This window comes from Klebsiella sp. 141162 (assembly GCF_050600755.1).
In the GTDB taxonomy this organism is placed as follows: Bacteria; Pseudomonadota; Gammaproteobacteria; order Enterobacterales; family Enterobacteriaceae; genus Klebsiella; species Klebsiella aerogenes.
In genome coordinates this window covers 257522-276012 of the sequence record NZ_JAQIRI010000005.1, presented here as the reverse complement: position 1 = coordinate 276012, position 18491 = coordinate 257522, and the positions used below count along the sequence as shown (strand labels likewise).

Below are 18491 nucleotides of genomic sequence, written 5' to 3'. Positions count from 1 at the left end.
AACCGGCCAGTTGGCCGGTTTTTTAGTCGTGCACCGTTACTCTACAGGTTGCGGGCGAGTCGCTTCCGCCGTGGCCTGATGAGTAGCGCTATGGCCGCCTGCGGACCCTTTACCCTCAAAGGCAAACGGTGGGCGAACCCAATCGCTTTGGCGCGGCGCTTCCGGCACGTATTCCGGCGCCGGGGCGCGGGTCATCGGCGCGGTCGCGTGTCGAGTTACGGTGGTTGCCGGTTGCGCTTTTACCACTGGCGCGGCGCTGACGACCGGCGTCGGTTCAACAACCGGCGCGGTTTCTTCAGCTGCGGTAACGGTCGTTTCTTCGACAACAGCGGTTTCTTCTGCGGCAATTGTTGGCTGCACAGTGTCGGTTTCTTCAGTCACCGGAGCTGGCGTGGTCTCAGTTTCTTCGACAACGGCCTCTGCTGGCGCACTGACCTCTGCCTGCGGCGCAACGGTTTCTGCTACAACTGCAGTCTCTTCAACCACTGCCGTTTCTTCGGCAACCGGGGCTTCAACTACGCTTGCTTCTGCGGTCGTTTCGCTGGTCACTGTCGGTGCGACAGTTTCAGCTGCGACGGTTTCCGCAACGACAACCGGAGCGATAGTCTCCGCGACGACTGGCGTGATGATAGGCTCAACGCTGCTGGTTTCCTGCACCGGTAACTCTTCCTGCAGCTGATCCTGCACGCGAGCAATCGGATAACGGATCCACGCTTTACCTGATGCCAGCTCAGGCGACGCGCAGGCGATAGCCAGCGGCATCGGCGACTGGGTCGGATAACGCTCATCGCGGTAACGACGGCGACGTTGGCCGCTTACGCGCAGGTGGCGCGGAGAGCGACGTGAACGACGCGGCATACCGTTAGATTCACGAGCGTCGCCGTTTTCATCCTGCTCAGCGGCAGTTTCAACGACGGCCGGCAGATCGACTTTTGCCAGTTCGGTACGCGGCGTAGTGGATTCCGCCTGCTGCTCGGCAACGGCTTCGACAACCTGCTCGGTTTCTACGGATTCAAAGCGGACTTTCTGCGCCAGCTGACGCGGCTTACGACGCGGCATGCTCTGAACGCGTTCTTCCTGCTCGGTCTCCTGCTGAACTACCGGTTCTTCGCGGGACTGAGATTTTGCTTCCTGCTGTGCCTGGCGCTTGTCATCATTCCGACGACGGTTGCGTTCACGGCGCGGTTGCTGCTGCTCATCGCGAGATTTACTGTTATCAGCCTCATTGCCAGCGGTTTGACGTGATTCGCGCTGTTCAGCGTTCTGCGGCTGTTTCTCACGGCGATTACGGCGGTTTTCCTCACGAGATTCGCGACCTTCCGCGTTTTCTCCGCGATTATCGCGATTGTCACGGTTATCGCGATTATCGCGGTTATCACGACGTTCATTACGATCGCGGCGATTATTAGAACGCGGTTTACGACGCTCTTGCTGACGTTCCGGTTTCTCTTCTGTTTTTTGCTCAGCCTTGACTTCCGCCGGTTTGACTTCTTCTGCGCCAGCAAAAATGTTTTTCAAAGCGCCAAAGAAACGGGACAGCAGGCCAGGCTGGGCAGGCGTTGCTACTTTTGCGGCTGGAGCGGCGGCGGCTTTCGCTGCGACCGGTGCGGCTGCGGTTTCTTCCTGTACCGGTACTGGCGGCGCATCCGGCATCACGAAAGCGGCAAGAGCTGGCTCTTCACGGCGCTTGCGTTCAGCTGGTTCATCGTCGGACGGCATCGCCATCTCTTCTTCGTGTAGTTTCGGCAGCAAGTAGCTCAGGGTTGAGGTCTCTTCGCCTTTACGCACGCGCAGCACGGAGTAGTGCGGGGTTTGCATCTCATCGTTCGGGACGATGATGACGCGAATGTCGCTCTGACGGGTTTCAATCGCGCTGACTGCGGCACGTTTTTCGTTAAGCAGATAGGAAGCGATAGGTACCGGAACGATCGCATGGACTTCTTTGGTGTTCTCTTTCAGTGCTTCTTCTTCAATCAGACGCAGGATAGAGAGCGACAGCGATTCGTTGTCACGCACGGTACCGGTGCCGCTACAGCGTGGGCACACGTGGTGGCTGGACTCGCCCAGCGACGGGCTCAGACGCTGGCGGGACATCTCCAGCAGGCCGAAGCGAGATATGTGGCTGATCTGGATACGCGCGCGGTCCTGACGAACGGCCTCACGCAGGCGGTTTTCAACCGCACGCTGGTGGCGCACCGGAGTCATATCGATGAAGTCGATAACGATCAGGCCGCCAAGGTCGCGCAGACGCAGCTGGCGCGCAATTTCGTCAGCCGCTTCGAGGTTAGTATTGAACGCCGTTTCTTCGATATCGCCGCCGCGGGTCGCGCGAGCGGAGTTGATGTCGATAGCGGTCAGCGCTTCGGTGCTATCGATAACGATAGAGCCGCCGGAAGGCAGGCGAACTTCACGCTGGAACGCGGATTCAATCTGGGATTCGATCTGGTAATGGCTGAACAGCGGGATTTCACCGGTGTACAGTTTGATTTTGCTGCTGAAATCCGGACGACCGAGGGCGGCGATATGCTGGCGCGCCAGCTCAAGCACTTTCGGGTTATCGATCAGGATTTCGCCGATGTCCTGGCGCAGATAGTCGCGGAAGGCACGTACGATAACGTTACTTTCCTGGTGGATCAGGAACGGAGCAGGGCGACTCTCAGCGGCTTTCTGAATCGCTTCCCAGTGCTTCAGGCGGAAGCTCAGATCCCACTGCAGCGCTTCAGCGGATTTGCCGACGCCCGCGGTACGTACGATAAGACCCATGCCGTCCGGCAACTGAAGGCTCGCCAGCGCTTCTTTCAGCTCGGTACGATCGTCACCTTCGATACGGCGCGAAATACCGCCGGCGCGAGGGTTATTCGGCATCAGTACCAGGTAGCTGCCGGCCAGGCTGATGAAGGTCGTCAGCGCAGCGCCTTTATTACCACGCTCTTCTTTATCAATCTGAACAATGACTTCCTGACCTTCACGCAGAACATCCTTAATGTTAGGACGACCATGAGAGCTGTAATTGGCAGGGAAGTATTCGCGGGCAATTTCTTTGAGGGGGAGGAAACCATGACGCTCAGCGCCGTAATCGACAAACGCGGCTTCAAGGCTAGGTTCAATACGAGTGATTTTGCCTTTGTAGATGTTCGCTTTTTTCTGCTCGTGCCCGGGGCTTTCGATATCCAGGTCGTACAGGCGCTGCCCATCAACAAGAGCGACGCGCAACTCTTCCTGCTGAGTTGCGTTGATTAACATTCTTTTCATCGTAACTTACTCATTATTCTTACATTGACGACTAAGCTACGGGCAGAGTAACGCCTTACCGGGTGAAAACCGATGGCCTCGAGTCTGGTTCACGTCGCCAACCTCACGGTTGTCGCGCGCTTAAGAGGCGCAGAGTGTCGGTCGCCTGTGTTTCAAACGGAAACACAGCGCAATTATTCAGGGGAACAGCCTGGGATGTATCACCAGAGAATATTCCATTTATACACTTCATCCTTTAAGTGATTTCGCGTTGGCCGCGCTTGTTCACTTCAATCGATTGCGTGTACAACCGACTGAAGATTCTCTCTTTTGCAGCCTTGACGCACCTCAAACGATGTTGCGTATATTCTCATCGTCTCTCACGTCGCAGGGGTAATGGCTTAACCTGTTCACCTCAATCGGAGGATTCAGATGAACTCCCGGTAGTCCCGGAGTCGTCGCCGTCCTGCCACGCAAAAATCTTATAGAGCCTGTGCCGGTAAGGACTGCAACCCGCAGCCCGCTAACTGTCTGAAAGATCAATACGTCTTACGCCATTGCTGCGTGGATGATCGGTCAGACAAAATTGGTCATTCCGCTAATTTCTTGTTCTAACAAGTGTCAACACGGAAAACGGCTTCATTATTCCATTGCTAACCTTGTTATAGCAAGTTCACTTTTACCTTTTATCACCGGGTTACTCACAGTTTTTTCACCAGCGTCTACAGATTGTTCTAATAACAAACAAAACGCCGATGAAGCATGCGATGAAATCCGGATACTGATAAATATAAGCATATAAAAATGAGTGGCGCTAATGCCCTCGGCTATTTAGAATCGCCGACCATGAAAACTGAGACTCCAACCGTAAAAATGGTTGCCATTTCCGCCGATGAAGCGGGGCAACGTATCGACAACTTTTTGCGTACGCAACTTAAGGGCGTACCGAAGAGCATGATTTATCGCATCCTGCGTAAAGGCGAGGTGCGGGTGAACAAAAAGCGCGTCAAGCCGGAATATAAACTGGAAGACGGCGATGAAGTGCGTATCCCGCCGGTGCGGGTCGCCGAGCGCGAAGAAGAGGCCGTTTCGCCGCATCTACAAAAGGTGGCGGCGTTGTCGGATGTGATCCTCTATGAAGACGATCATATCCTGGTGCTCAACAAGCCTTCCGGCACCGCGGTACACGGCGGCAGCGGTCTGAGCTTCGGCGTGATTGAAGGGCTGCGGGCGCTACGCCCCGAGGCCCGCTTCCTGGAGCTGGTTCACCGTCTTGACCGGGATACCTCCGGCGTTCTGTTGGTGGCGAAAAAACGCTCGGCGCTTCGCTCGCTTCACGAGCAGCTGCGTGAGAAAGGGATGCAGAAGGATTATCTGGCGCTGGTCCGCGGTCAGTGGCAGTCGCACACCAAGGCGGTACAAGCGCCGCTGCTGAAAAATATCCTGCAGAGCGGCGAGCGCATCGTGCGCGTGAGTCAGGAAGGTAAGCCGTCCGAAACGCGCTTTAAAGTGGAAGAGCGTTACGCGTTTGCCACCCTGGTGCGTTGTAGCCCGGTTACCGGGCGTACGCACCAGATTCGCGTTCACACGCAGTATGCGGGACATCCCATCGCTTTTGACGATCGCTATGGCGATCGCGAATTTGACAAGCAGCTTTCAGGGACGGGGTTAAACCGCCTGTTTTTGCATGCCGCAGCGCTGAAGTTCACTCATCCAGGCACCGGTGAAGTAATGCGTATTGAAGCGCCGTTGGATAATCAACTGAAGCACTGCTTGCAGGTTTTGCGCAATAGCAAATAACCACAGCGGCGGATTCATACTCCGCCGCTTTCTTTAATAGCTAGCTAAGCAGGGGGTTAAAGCCTTCCCGGCGCAGCATCTGGCATAGCGCGATCAGCGGTAGCCCCACCAGTGAATTAGGGTCGCGTCCTTCCAGTCGTTCAAATAGCGTGATGCCTAAGCCTTCGCTTTTAAAACTGCCGGCACACTGCAGAGGGTTCTCTTTACGGATATAGGCCTCGATCTCCTGATCGCTTAAATGACGAAAATGGACGTCGAAAGGTTCGCATTCCGTTTGCAGGTGTCCGTTGGCCGAATTATAGAGCGCAAGCCCGGTATAAAAAGTGACAATCGTGCCGCTGGCCTTGCGTAGCTGACGGTAGGCATTTTCTTCAGTGTGCGGTTTACCGGTGATGTCGCCGTCTAAGACACAAACCTGATCGGAACCTATAATAAGGTGTTGAGGGAAGCGGGATGCCAGCGCCTGGGCTTTGGCTTGCGCCAGACGCGTAACCAACTGGCGGGCGGATTCGCCGGGCAGAGGCGTTTCGTTAACCTCCGGCGCCGCGCATTCGAATGGCAGCGAGAGTTTTTCCAGCAGCATTCGCCGCCACGGCGAGGTTGAGGCCAGGAGAAGATTAGACATATTTTTTCATCCACATATAGCGCTTCGCAGAGCATCATTTTAAACTATGCGCCGCAATGTGTGCGAATAAATGGCAAAAGGCAACCTGAGGCTGCCTTTTTCTTTGACTCTATGACATTACAAAGTTAATATGCGCGCCCTATGCAAAAGGTAAAATTACCCCTGACTCTCGATCCGGTTCGCACGGCTCAAAAACGCCTTGATTACGAGGGTATCTACGCCCGTGATCAGGTTGGCCGTGTCGCCGATTCAGTCGTCAGCGTGGACAGTGATGTGGAATGCAGCATGTCGTTCGCTATCGATAACCAGCGTCTCGCCGTTATTACCGGTGATGCGAAGGTGTCGGTAACCCTCGAATGTCAGCGTTGCGGGAAACCGTTCCCTCATCATGTCCACACAACGTATTGTTTCAGCCCTGTCAGAAATGACGAACAGGCAGAAGCACTACCGGAAGCGTATGAGCCGATTGAGGTTAACGAATTCGGTGAAATCGATCTGCAGGCGATGGTTGAGGATGAAATCATTCTTTCCTTGCCGGTAGTTCCGGTGCATGATTCTGAACACTGTGAAGTGTCCGACGCGGACATGGTCTTTGGCGAACTGCCTGAAGAGGCACAAAAACCAAACCCATTTGCCGTATTAGCCAGCTTAAAGCATAAGTAATTGAGGAGTAAGGTCCATGGCCGTACAACAGAATAAACCAACCCGTTCCAAACGTGGCATGCGTCGTTCCCATGACGCTCTGACCGCAGTCACCAGCCTGTCTGTAGACAAAACTTCTGGTGAGAAACACCTGCGTCACCACATCACTGCCGACGGTTTCTACCGCGGTCGCAAGGTAATCGCTAAGTAATCACGCCTTACTCCGTGGATTTCACGTTGCAAGAAAACGTACCTAACGTCCTTGCAACGTGAAAGACAAGAGTAAAAGCGTGGTGAAGCTTAGTGAGGATCTCCCCGGGTAACTGGGGAATAACCGAACCGGGCAGCGACGAGACCTTGACACGTCTAACCCTGGCGTTAGATGTCATGGGGGGCGATTTTGGCCCATCCGTGACAGTGCCTGCAGCACTGCAGGCACTGAACTCTAATTCGCAACTCACTCTTCTTTTAGTCGGCGACCCCGACGCCATCACGCCATTACTTGCCAAAGCTGATTTCGAACAACGTTCGCGATTGCAGATTATTCCTGCACAGTCAGTTATTGCCAGTGATGCGCGACCCGCACAGGCTATCCGCAGTAGTCGCGGAAGCTCGATGCGCCTGGCGCTGGAGCTGGTAAAAGAGGGCCGAGCCGAAGCCTGCGTTAGCGCGGGAAATACCGGCGCGCTGATGGGGCTCGCGAAATTATTGCTCAAGCCCATTGAGGGGATTGAGCGCCCGGCGCTGGTGACGGTACTGCCGCATCAGCAAAAGGGCAAAACGGTGGTGCTGGATTTAGGCGCCAACGTCGATTGCGATAGCACGATGCTGGTGCAGTTCGCGGTGATGGGCGCGGTGTTAGCTGAAGAAGTCGTGGGGATTAAAAATCCGCGCATTGCGCTGTTGAATATCGGCGAAGAAGAGATGAAAGGCCTCAACAGCATCCGTGATGCGTCGGCGATTCTCAAAAAGCTGCCGTCGTTCAACTATATTGGTTACCTTGAAGCTAACGAGTTGCTGACGGGGAAAACGGATGTTCTGGTTTGTGATGGATTCACCGGCAACGTCACATTAAAGACGATGGAAGGTGTTGTCAGAATGTTCCTTTCGCTGCTGAAATCACAGGGAGAGGGAAAAAAAAGGTCGTGGTGGCTGATTTTATTAAAGCGTTGGTTACAAAAAAGCCTAAGCAGGCGATTCAGTCACCTCAACCCCGACCAGTATAATGGCGCCTGTCTGTTAGGATTGCGCGGTTCTGTGATCAAAAGTCATGGCGCTGCCAATCAGCGCGCATTTTGCGTCGCAATAGAGCAGGCAGTGCAGGCGGTGCAGCGGCAAGTTCCACAGCGGATCGCCGCTCGCCTGGAATCGTTATACCCAGCAGGTTTTGAACTGCCAGGGAGCAGCAGCGGTAACGGGAATGCCCGACAGCACACCGGGACCAACGGATACGACTGACGCCCTGCGGTTTTAACAACGCGGGTATATTACCCAAGAGTGACTGAGCGTACATGTATACAAAGATTATTGGCACCGGCAGCTACCTGCCTGAGCAAGTGCGTACTAACGCCGACCTGGAAAAAATGGTTGAAACGACTGACGAGTGGATTGTCACGCGTACAGGTATTCGTGAACGCCGTATTGCCGCAGCGAACGAAACAGTTGCTACGATGGGCTTCGAAGCCGCAAAGAAAGCGCTGGAAATGGCGAATGTCAACCCGGAGCAAATTGGTCTGATCGTTGTTGCGACCACCTCGGGCACACATGCCTTCCCGAGCTCTGCGTGCCAGATTCAATCTATGCTGGGGGTAAAAGGGTGCCCGGCGTTTGACGTCGCAGCCGCCTGCGCGGGCTTTACCTATGCCTTGAGCATCGCCGATCAGTACGTGAAAAACGGCGCCGTCGATTATGCGCTGGTGATCGGCGCTGATGTGCTGGCGCGTACCTGCGATCCAACCGATCGCGGCACGATCATTATCTTCGGCGACGGCGCGGGCGCGGTGGTGCTTGGTGCTTCCGAAGAGCCGGGCATTATCTCTACGCATCTGCACGCCGATGGCCGCTACGGCGACCTGTTAACGCTGCCGAATGCCGATCGCGTTGAGCCGGAAAACCCGATTTATCTGACGATGGCCGGCAACGAAGTGTTTAAAGTCGCGGTCACCGAACTGGCGCATATCGTTGACGAGACGCTGGCGGCCAACAACCTTGAGCGCTCGGCGCTGGATTGGCTGGTCCCGCACCAGGCTAACCTGCGTATCATCAGCGCGACGGCGAAAAAGCTGGGGATGTCGATGGATAACGTGGTGGTCACGCTCGATCGTCACGGTAATACCTCTGCTGCTTCGGTTCCTTGCGCGCTCGACGAAGCCGTGCGCGATGGCCGTATTCAACGCGGCCAGTTGATTCTGCTGGAAGCCTTCGGTGGTGGTTTCACCTGGGGTTCCGCGCTGGTTCGTTTTTAGTATAAGGATTTAAACATGACGCAATTTGCTTTTGTGTTCCCCGGACAGGGCTCTCAGGCTGTAGGTATGCTGGCAGATATGGCCGCGACCTGGCCTGTGATTGAAGAGACCTTCGGCGAAGCTTCCGCAGCGTTGGGTTACGATCTGTGGGCGCTTGCCCAACAGGGCCCGGCAGAAGAACTGAATAAAACCTGGCAAACGCAACCGGCGCTGCTGACCGCCTCCGTCGCGTTATATCGCGTATGGCAGCAGCAGGGCGGTAAAGCGCCAGCGCTGTTAGCCGGTCATAGCCTTGGCGAATACTCTGCGCTGGTCTGCGCAGGCGTTATCAATTTCGCTGATGCCGTTCGTCTGGTTGAACTGCGTGGTAAATTCATGCAGGAAGCGGTACCGGAAGGCACCGGCGCGATGTCTGCAATTATTGGTCTCGACGATGCGTCCATTGCGAAAGCCTGTGAGGAATCTGCGCAAGGGCAGGTGGTTTCGCCGGTGAACTACAATTCTCCGGGCCAGGTGGTTATCGCCGGGCACAAAGAAGCCGTTGAACGTGCTGGCGCCGCGTGTAAAGCCGCAGGCGCCAAACGCGCGTTGCCGCTGCCGGTCAGCGTACCGTCCCACTGCGCGCTGATGAAACCTGCCGCAGAAAAACTGGCGGTTGAACTGCAGAAAATCACTTTTAACGCGCCGACGATTCCGGTCGTGAATAACGTCGACGTGAAGTGTGAAACCGCGCCGGATGCTATCCGCGATGCGCTGATTCGTCAGCTGTACAGCCCGGTTCAGTGGACTAAGACCGTTGAGTTTATGGCATCTCAGGGCGTCGAGCACCTGTATGAAATGGGTCCGGGTAAAGTCCTCACCGGCCTGACCAAACGTATTGTTGACACCCTGACTGCTTCTGCGCTCAACGAGCCGGCTGCGATGTCTGCGGCGCTTGAGCAATAAAAGAGGAATACCATGAGTTTTGAAGGAAAAATCGCGCTGGTTACCGGTGCAAGCCGCGGTATCGGCCGTGCAATCGCTGAAACCCTCGCCGCGCGCGGCGCAAAAGTTATCGGTACTGCCACCAGCGAAAGCGGTGCGCAGGCGATCAGCGACTATTTAGGCGCCAACGGTAAAGGTCTGATGTTGAATGTGACCGACCCGGCATCTATTGAATCTGTTCTGGAAAATGTTCGCGCAGAGTTTGGCGAAGTTGACATCCTGGTCAATAATGCCGGGATTACTCGTGATAACCTGTTAATGCGAATGAAAGATGATGAGTGGAACGATATTATCGAAACCAACCTGTCATCTGTATTCCGTCTGTCAAAAGCGGTAATGCGCGCTATGATGAAAAAGCGTCATGGGCGTATTATCACTATCGGTTCTGTGGTTGGTACCATGGGAAATGCTGGTCAGGCTAACTACGCTGCGGCGAAAGCGGGTCTGATTGGTTTCAGTAAGTCACTGGCACGTGAAGTTGCGTCTCGCGGTATTACTGTAAACGTTGTTGCTCCGGGCTTTATTGAAACGGACATGACGCGTGCGCTGACCGATGAGCAGCGTGCGGGTACGCTGGCTGCAGTTCCTGCGGGGCGCCTTGGCTCCCCAAATGAAATCGCCAGCGCGGTTGCATTCTTAGCCTCTGACGAAGCGGGTTACATCACTGGTGAAACCCTGCACGTCAATGGCGGGATGTATATGGTCTGACCGAGATTTGCGCAAAATGTTCAGGAAGCGCGCAGTCTGCACGCTTGCGGGTACTGTTTTGTGCGAAATCATTTGCGTTATTAGGGCAAACAGCCGCAAAATAGCGTAAAATCGTGGTAAGACCTGCCGGGATTTAGTTGCAAATTTTTCAACATTTTATACACTACGAAAACCATCGCGAAAGCGAGTTTTGATAGGAAATTTAAGAGTATGAGCACTATCGAAGAACGCGTTAAGAAAATTATCGGCGAACAGCTGGGCGTTAAGCAGGAAGAAGTTACCAACAATGCTTCCTTCGTTGAAGACCTGGGCGCTGATTCTCTTGACACCGTTGAGCTGGTAATGGCTCTGGAAGAAGAGTTTGATACTGAGATTCCGGACGAAGAAGCTGAGAAAATCACCACCGTTCAGGCTGCCATTGATTACATCAACGGTCACCAGGCGTAAGTGAACATCTCCAGGCGGTCATTCGACCGCCTGAGTTTTATCTTTTTTTGTCCCACAAGAATCTATTTTCCCTCCCTGGAGGACAACCGTGTCTAAGCGTCGTGTAGTTGTGACCGGACTGGGCATGTTGTCTCCTGTCGGCAATACCGTAGAGTCTACCTGGAAAGCTCTCCTTGCCGGTCAGAGTGGCATCAGCCTGATCGACCATTTCGATACTAGCGCCTATGCAACGAAATTTGCTGGCTTAGTAAAGGATTTTAACTGTGATGATATCATCTCGCGCAAAGAACAGCGCAAGATGGATGCCTTCATTCAATATGGAATTGTCGCTGGCGTTCAGGCCATGCAGGATTCTGGCCTTGAAGTGACGGAAGAAAACGCAACCCGCATCGGCGCCGCTATCGGTTCCGGTATTGGTGGCCTCGGCTTGATCGAAGAAAACCACAGTTCGCTGGTAAATGGCGGACCGCGGAAGATCAGCCCGTTCTTCGTACCGTCCACAATTGTTAACATGGTGGCCGGTCATCTGACCATCATGTTTGGTCTGCGTGGACCGAGTATCTCCATCGCGACCGCGTGTACTTCAGGCGTACATAACATCGGCCACGCGGCGCGTATTATCGCTTACGGCGATGCCGACGCGATGGTTGCCGGTGGTGCAGAGAAGGCGAGTACGCCGCTGGGCGTAGGCGGCTTTGGCGCTGCGCGCGCGCTGTCTACCCGCAATGATAACCCGCAGGCGGCAAGCCGTCCGTGGGATAAAGAGCGTGATGGCTTTGTGCTGGGCGACGGTGCTGGTATGGTCGTGCTGGAAGAGTACGAGCATGCGAAAAAACGCGGCGCGAAAATCTACGCTGAGATCGTCGGTTTTGGTATGAGCAGCGATGCGTACCATATGACGTCTCCACCGGAAGATGGCGCTGGCGCTGCGCTGGCGATGGTTAACGCCATTCGCGATGCGGCGATTGAACCGGGCCAGATTGGCTATGTCAACGCCCACGGTACTTCGACGCCAGCCGGTGATAAAGCAGAAGCCCAGGCGGTGAAATCCGTGTTTGGCGATGCGGCAAGCCGCGTGATGGTGAGCTCCACCAAATCCATGACCGGCCACCTGTTAGGCGCGGCTGGCGCAGTAGAGTCTATCTACTCTATTCTGGCGCTGCGCGATCAGGCGGTTCCGCCGACCATCAACCTGGATAACCCGGATGAAGGTTGCGACCTCGACTTCGTTCCTCATGAAGCGCGTCAGGTTTCCGGTATGGAATACACCCTGTGTAACTCCTTCGGCTTTGGCGGTACTAACGGTTCGATTATCTTCAAAAAAGTATAATCAACCGCTAATGCTGGTTCAGCGTTGACGAAAAGACCCGCCTGGCGGGTCTTTTTTTATTCGGTTTTCTCCGCTTGTTCTCTGCTTTTTATCCTGAGACACTGTGCCACCGGTGAGAGGAGCCCCCTATGTTCTTGATAAATGGTGTCGAGCAGAGTGTACTGGCAGCTAACGACCGTGCTATTCAATTCGGTGATGGCTGTTTTACCACCTCACGAATCATCAACGGTCAGATAGCCTTCTTCAATGCCCATTTGGCCCGTTTGCAGGATACGTGCGAAAAACTCTTTATTCCTTTTACTGCGTGGCAAATGCTGGCCGCAGAGATGCAAGAACTCGCAAAGTCGCATCGTGAAGGCGTCCTCAAGGTGATCATTACGCGTGGTTCAGGAGGTCGGGGATATAGCGCGAGCGGATGCATTCAACCTACCCGCATGATGAGTGTGTCGTCTTTCCCCGCGCATTATGCGCGTTGGCGAGAAGAGGGAATAACTCTGGCGTTAAGCCCGATCCGCCTGGGGCGCAATCCTTCGCTGGCGGGGCTCAAACATCTTAATCGCCTCGAACAAGTCTTAATTCGTTCTCATCTTGAGCAGACGGACGCCGATGAGGCGCTGGTTCTTGACAGCGACGGGTGGCTTACGGAATGCTGTGCCGCGAATGTGTTCTGGCGTAAAGGAAGCCAGGTGTTCACGCCGCGCCTCGATCAGGCGGGCGTTAATGGCATTATGCGCCAGCACTGTATGGCTATGTTGGCACGTTCTTCTTTTGATGTTGTCGAAGTATCCATGCGCCCTGATGTACTGCGCGATGCCGATGAAGTGCTGATTTGCAATGCGCTTATGCCGCTGGTACCGGTTTGTCGTTGGGATGACGTCTGTTGGTCTGAACGCGATCTTTACCATTTTTTAGCCCCATTGTGTGAGCTGCCTGGTTAGTCATGAAGAAAATGTTACGTTTTGTCCTGCTGTTAGTCGTGGTGTTCGGTATTGCCGCAGCGGCAGGTATGTGGAAAGTCCGCCAACTGGCAGATAGTAAGTTGCTTATTAAAGAAGAGACCATCTTCACCCTTGAGCCAGGAACCGGGCGAGTGGTGCTTGGTCAGCAGCTGTATGGCGATAAAATCATTAATCGTCCACGCGTATTCCAGTGGCTGCTGCGCGTCGAACCTGAACTTTCTCATTTCAAAGCGGGTACCTATCGCTTCACACCGCAAATGACGGTGCGCGAGATGCTGCAGCTTTTAGCGAGCGGTAAAGAAGCGCAGTTCCCGCTACGGTTTGTTGAAGGGATGCGCGTTAGCGACTATTTGCGTCAGCTGCGCGATGCGCCGTATGTGAAGCACACTTTAGAAGACGACAGTTACGAAACGGTGGCCAAAGCGCTGGGTCTTGAGCACGCCGATTGGGTTGAAGGTTGGTTATGGCCGGATACCTGGATGTACACCGCCAATACCAGCGATATCGCCATTCTTAAACGCGCGCACCAGAAAATGGTCGCTGCGGTAGCGAAAGCCTGGGAAGGGCGGGCGGATAATCTGCCGTATAAAGATCAAAACCAGTTACTGACCATGGCCTCTATCGTTGAGAAAGAGACCGCGGTTCCTGCCGAGCGCGATCGCGTGGCGTCGGTCTTTATCAACCGTCTACGCATTGGCATGCGTTTGCAGACCGACCCTACCGTAATTTACGGCATGGGAGAGCGCTATAATGGTAAACTGTCGCGTAAAGATCTGGAGACGCCGACCGCTTATAACACCTATGTGATTAGCGGTATGCCGCCAGGGCCAATCGCCGTGCCGGGCGAAGCGTCTCTCAATGCGGCCGCGCATCCGGCGAAAACGCCGTACCTCTATTTTGTTGCCGACGGAAAAGGCGGCCATACGTTCAATACCAATCTGGCCAGCCATAACCGTTCGGTTCAGGACTATTTAAAAGTACTTAAGGAAAAACATGCGCAGTAACTATATCGTCATCGAAGGCCTGGAAGGGGCGGGGAAAACGACCGCACGCAATCTGGTCGTTGAGACACTCGAACAGCTGGGTATCCGCGATATGGTGTTTACCCGTGAGCCGGGCGGTACCATCCTGGCTGAAAAACTGCGCAGCCTGGTGCTGGATATCCAGTCTACCGGCGATGAAGTCATTAACGATAAAGCGGAAGTGCTGATGTTTTACGCCGCCCGCGTACAGCTGGTCGAAACCGTTATCAAGCCAGCGCTGGCCCGCGGTCAATGGGTCATTGGCGACCGTCACGATCTCTCAACTCAGGCCTACCAGGGCGGCGGACGCGGTATCGATCAGCGAATGCTGGCGACGCTACGCGATGCGGTGCTCGGCGATTTCCGCCCTGATTTAACGCTCTACCTTGACGTGACGCCGGAGGTCGGCCTCAAGCGCGCGCGAGCGCGCGGCGATCTGGATCGTATCGAGCAGGAGTCGATGAATTTCTTTAATCGTACCCGCGCGCGCTACCTTGAGCTGGCGGCGCAGGATCCGACTATCCGCACGGTGGATGCGACGCAGCCGCTGGAAGCGGTTGAGCGCGACATTCGCGCGGTTATCACGCAATGGGTTGCGGAGCAGCGCGCATGAAATGGTATCCGTGGTTACGCCCGTCCTTCGAGCAGCTAGTCGCTGGTTATCAGGCAGGACGGGGTCACCATGCGTTATTACTGCAGGCGTTGCCGGGAATGGGGGGCGATGCGCTTATCTACGCATTATGCCGATTCCTGATGTGCCGTCAGCCGGAGGGGCATAAAAGTTGCGGCCATTGCCATAGCTGTCAGCTTATGCAGGCCGGCACCCATCCTGATTACTACACGCTTGTCCCGGAGAAAGGCAAGAGCGCGCTAGGCATCGATGCGGTGCGCGGCATCACTGAAAAACTCTATGAGCGCGCGCGTCTTGGCGGCGCGAAGGTGGTGTGGATCAACGATGCGACGTTGTTAACCGATGCTGCCGCGAATGCTTTGCTGAAGACGCTGGAAGAGCCGCCGGAAAACACCTGGTTTTTCCTGGCCTGTCAGGAGCCAGCGCGCCTGCTTGCGACCTTGCGCAGCCGTTGCTTCTCATATCATCTTGCTCCGCCTTCTGAAGCCTGGGCATTAGGGTGGTTAGAGCGCGAAGTGACAATGTCACAAGATGCTCTACTGGCAGCGCTGCGCCTCAGCGCTAACGCACCCGCGGCAGCGCTGGCGTTACTGCAAGAAGCCAACTGGGCGCCGCGACAACAGCTCTGCCAGGCGCTAGCGAGCGCGTTAACCAGCGGCGACTGGCTGTCATTATTACCGGTTCTGAATCACGAACAGGCTCCGGTGCGCCTGCACTGGCTGGCATCGCTGCTGTTGGATGCGCAAAAAAGGCAGCAGGGCATTTCGCTTCTGAGTAATCCGGATGCCTGGACGCTGGTTAACCAGCTGGCGCAAACACTTTCGGGCCCACGTCTTGAGGCTATCACGCGCGATGTGAGCGCCTGTCGCGAACAGTTGCTGAGCGTGGTCGGCGTCAATCGCGAACTGCTGCTCACCGAGCGCCTTCTGCGCTGGGAACATTACCTGCAACCCGGGGCGGTTCTGCCCGTCTCGCATCTCTGAGAATAAGAATATGTTTTTAGTCGATTCCCACTGCCATCTTGATGGCCTGGATTATCAAACGTTGCATAAAGACGTCGATGATGTTCTGGCGAAAGCCGCCGCGCGTGATGTCAGGTTTTTCCTGGCTGTCGCCACGACGCTGCCGGGATACCGCGGGATGCGTGAATTAATCGGCCAGCGCGATGACGTTGTCTTTTCTTGCGGCGTGCATCCCCTGAACCAGGATGAAGCGTATGACTATGAGGAGCTGCGTACGCTGGCGGCGGAAGAGGGCGTAGTGGCGATGGGGGAAACCGGGCTCGATTACTTCTATACCCCGGAAACCAAACTGCGCCAGCAGGAGTCTTTCCGTCAGCATATTCGCATTGGCCGCGAATTAAATAAACCGGTGATTGTGCATACCCGTGATGCGCGCGCCGACACGCTGGCAATTTTGCAGGAAGAAAACGTGACGGATTGCGGTGGCGTACTACACTGTTTCACAGAGGATAGAGAGACCGCAGGTAAACTGCTCGATATGGGGTTCTATATTTCGTTTTCCGGTATCGTCACGTTCCGTAATGCCGAACAGCTGCGAGATGCAGCGCGTTATGTGCCGCTCGATCGCCTGCTGGTAGAGACCGACTCGCCCTATCTGGCGCCGGTACCGCATCGCGGTAAAGAGAATCAGCCGGCGATGGTGCGTGATGTCGCCGAATACATGGCGGTCTTGAAGGGCGTGTCGCTGGAGCAACTTGCGCAACAAACCACCGAAAACTTTGCCAGCTTGTTCCACATCGACCCTGCCAGACTGCAACCTGCCTGATCTTTCTATTATTTTAAGGCTCGTAATTAATACTCAAAGCGAGTAAAGTTCACCGCCGCGACAGAGGCGGTGAACGCATTTCTGCAACATACAGATACACATTATGTAAATCAGTGTAAATTTTTATATGTTGACTGAATGAAACGTGATAGCCGTCAAACAATCTCCGCGTTAATTATTTTACTCTGTGTAATAAATAAAGGGCGCTTAGATGTCCTGTCCACGGCACGGTTCTCCCCCCGGGCCAATGCGTGAAAACGTAAAAAAGTACCAAATACTCAGGAGCACTCTCAATTATGTTTAAGAATGCATTTGCTAACCTGCAGAAGGTCGGTAAATCGCTGATGCTGCCAGTATCCGTACTGCCTATCGCAGGTATTCTGCTGGGCGTCGGTTCTGCCAACTTCAGCTGGCTGCCTGCCGTGGTTTCCCACGTCATGGCAGAAGCAGGCGGTTCAGTTTTCGCCAATATGCCGCTGATCTTCGCAATCGGTGTTGCGCTTGGCTTCACCAATAACGACGGTGTATCCGCACTGGCTGCAGTCGTAGCTTACGGCATCATGGTGAAAACCATGGCGGTAGTCGCGCCGCTGGTTCTGCATTTACCTGCTGAGGAAATCGCAGCGAAACACCTGGCTGATACCGGCGTGCTTGGCGGTATTATTTCCGGTGCGATTGCAGCCTACATGTTCAACCGCTTCTACCGTATCAAGCTGCCTGAATATCTCGGCTTCTTCGCGGGCAAGCGCTTTGTGCCGATTATCTCTGGTCTCGCCGCTATCTTCACCGGCGTGATCCTATCCTTCATCTGGCCGCCGATCGGTTCCGCCATCCAGACCTTCTCTCAATGGGCGGCTTACCAGAACCCGGTTGTGGCGTTCGGTATCTACGGCTTCATTGAGCGCTGCCTGGTACCGTTTGGTCTGCACCATATCTGGAACGTACCTTTCCAGATGCAGATTGGTGAATACACCAACGCTGCAGGTCAGGTGTTCCACGGCGACATCCCGCGTTACATGGCCGGCGACCCGACTGCGGGTAAACTGTCTGGCGGCTTCCTGTTCAAAATGTACGGCCTGCCGGCTGCAGCTATCGCGATTTGGCACTCTGCTAAACCAGAGAACCGCGCCAAAGTCGGTGGTATCATGATCTCCGCTGCGCTGACCTCGTTCCTGACCGGTATTACCGAGCCGATCGAGTTCTCCTTCATGTTCGTTGCGCCGATCCTGTATATCATTCACGCGATTCTTGCAGGCCTGGCATTCCCGATCTGTATCCTGCTGGGTATGCGTGACGGTACTTCATTCTCTCACGGTCTGATCGACTTTATCGTTCTGTCCGGCAACAGCAGCAAGCTGTGGCTGTTCCCGATTGTCGGTATTTGCTACGCGATCGTGTACTACGTGGTCTTCCGTGTGCTGATTAAAGCGCTGGACCTGAAAACTCCGGGTCGTGAAGATGCCACTGAAGACAGCAAAGGCGCCGCTACCAGTGAAATGGCTCCAGCTCTGATTGCTGCTTTCGGCGGTAAAGAGAACATCACTAACCTCGACGCATGTATTACTCGTCTGCGCGTGAGCGTGGCTGACGTAGCGAAAGTTGATCAGGCTGGTCTGAAAAAACTGGGTGCTGCTGGCGTAGTTGTTGCAGGTTCTGGCGTTCAGGCCATTTTCGGTACCAAGTCCGATAACCTGAAAACTGAAATGGATGAATACATCCGCAACAGCTAAGACGTAGTGTGGGGAGACTAAGGCAGCCAAATGGCTGCCTTTTTTACGTCGGTATTCTGCTCATTGTTGGCAATGGCAGGAAAATGGGGAGAAATGCTTATTCCCTCAGCAGCTAAGTCTATAGTTGAA

The 18491-nt window shown here is 54.7% G+C and carries 17 protein-coding genes; 15 read left to right on the top strand and 2 right to left on the bottom strand.

The window, feature by feature from the left end:
- Positions 1 to 36: 36 nt before the first annotated feature.
- Positions 37 to 3252, bottom strand: coding sequence for a ribonuclease E (rne, locus tag PGR23_RS16450; protein ID WP_396279761.1), 3216 nt, complete (start codon positions 3250 to 3252; stop codon positions 37 to 39).
- 825 nt (positions 3253 to 4077) lie between these two features.
- Between rne and rluC the strand changes: the two genes are divergently transcribed.
- Positions 4078 to 5031 carry a 23S rRNA pseudouridine(955/2504/2580) synthase RluC gene (gene rluC, locus PGR23_RS16445; protein WP_072251500.1) on the top strand — a complete coding sequence of 318 codons (954 nt, stop codon included), beginning with the start codon at positions 4078 to 4080 and terminating at the stop codon, positions 5029 to 5031.
- A 40-nt stretch (positions 5032 to 5071) separates the two neighbouring features.
- Here the strand turns inward: rluC and PGR23_RS16440 are convergent, their stop codons facing one another.
- Positions 5072 to 5656: a Maf family protein gene (locus PGR23_RS16440; RefSeq protein ID WP_047046888.1), complete on the bottom strand. Its 585-nt coding sequence runs from the start codon at positions 5654 to 5656 to the stop codon at positions 5072 to 5074.
- Between the two features lie 141 nt (positions 5657 to 5797).
- On the opposite strand from PGR23_RS16440, the gene yceD reads away from it, so the two are divergent.
- The 14 genes from yceD to ptsG all read left to right on the top strand — a co-directional run bounded on the left by yceD (position 5798) and on the right by ptsG (position 18362).
- Complete coding sequence (yceD, locus tag PGR23_RS16435; protein ID WP_015705036.1) at positions 5798 to 6319, top strand: 23S rRNA accumulation protein YceD; 522 nt, start codon at positions 5798 to 5800, stop codon at positions 6317 to 6319.
- A gap of 16 nt (positions 6320 to 6335) precedes the next feature.
- Entirely contained in the window at positions 6336 to 6509 is a 174-nt protein-coding gene (gene rpmF, locus PGR23_RS16430) for a 50S ribosomal protein L32 (RefSeq protein WP_000290724.1), read from the top strand.
- A gap of 146 nt (positions 6510 to 6655) precedes the next feature.
- A complete protein-coding gene (gene plsX / locus PGR23_RS16425; protein ID WP_088389843.1) occupies positions 6656 to 7756 on the top strand; it encodes a phosphate acyltransferase PlsX in 1101 nt (366 codons plus the stop codon).
- 53 nt (positions 7757 to 7809) lie between these two features.
- A complete protein-coding gene (locus PGR23_RS16420; RefSeq protein ID WP_045393676.1) occupies positions 7810 to 8763 on the top strand; it encodes a beta-ketoacyl-ACP synthase III in 954 nt (317 codons plus the stop codon).
- Between the two features lie 15 nt (positions 8764 to 8778).
- The gene (fabD, locus tag PGR23_RS16415) at positions 8779 to 9708 is read left to right on the top strand and encodes an ACP S-malonyltransferase (RefSeq protein WP_015367191.1); all 930 of its coding nucleotides are present in this window, start codon (positions 8779 to 8781) and stop codon (positions 9706 to 9708) included.
- A gap of 12 nt (positions 9709 to 9720) precedes the next feature.
- Entirely contained in the window at positions 9721 to 10455 is a 735-nt protein-coding gene (fabG, locus tag PGR23_RS16410; protein ID WP_015367190.1) for a 3-oxoacyl-ACP reductase FabG, read from the top strand.
- Between the two features lie 210 nt (positions 10456 to 10665).
- A complete protein-coding gene (gene acpP, locus PGR23_RS16405) occupies positions 10666 to 10902 on the top strand; it encodes an acyl carrier protein (protein WP_000103754.1) in 237 nt (78 codons plus the stop codon).
- 88 nt (positions 10903 to 10990) lie between these two features.
- Positions 10991 to 12232 (top strand): beta-ketoacyl-ACP synthase II, encoded by a 1242-nt coding sequence (gene fabF, locus PGR23_RS16400; RefSeq protein WP_015705037.1) that lies wholly within the window; start codon positions 10991 to 10993, stop codon positions 12230 to 12232.
- 128 nt (positions 12233 to 12360) lie between these two features.
- Positions 12361 to 13170, top strand: coding sequence for an aminodeoxychorismate lyase (gene pabC / locus PGR23_RS16395; RefSeq protein WP_045393682.1), 810 nt, complete (start codon positions 12361 to 12363; stop codon positions 13168 to 13170).
- A 2-nt stretch (positions 13171 to 13172) separates the two neighbouring features.
- Positions 13173 to 14195 (top strand): cell division protein YceG, encoded by a 1023-nt coding sequence (yceG, locus tag PGR23_RS16390; protein WP_047046881.1) that lies wholly within the window; start codon positions 13173 to 13175, stop codon positions 14193 to 14195.
- On the top strand, positions 14185 to 14826 hold the full coding sequence (tmk, locus tag PGR23_RS16385) for a dTMP kinase (RefSeq protein WP_125991484.1): 642 nt from the start codon (positions 14185 to 14187) through the stop codon (positions 14824 to 14826). Before yceG ends, tmk begins: the two co-directional genes overlap by 11 nt.
- Positions 14823 to 15827, top strand: coding sequence for a DNA polymerase III subunit delta' (holB, locus tag PGR23_RS16380; RefSeq protein WP_047066461.1), 1005 nt, complete (start codon positions 14823 to 14825; stop codon positions 15825 to 15827). Before tmk ends, holB begins: the two co-directional genes overlap by 4 nt.
- A gap of 10 nt (positions 15828 to 15837) precedes the next feature.
- Complete coding sequence (locus PGR23_RS16375) at positions 15838 to 16632, top strand: metal-dependent hydrolase (RefSeq protein ID WP_047046875.1); 795 nt, start codon at positions 15838 to 15840, stop codon at positions 16630 to 16632.
- 296 nt (positions 16633 to 16928) lie between these two features.
- Positions 16929 to 18362, top strand: a complete 1434-nt coding sequence (gene ptsG / locus PGR23_RS16370) for a PTS glucose transporter subunit IIBC (protein WP_045393695.1) — start codon at positions 16929 to 16931, stop codon at positions 18360 to 18362.
- Positions 18363 to 18491: the final 129 nt, after the last annotated feature.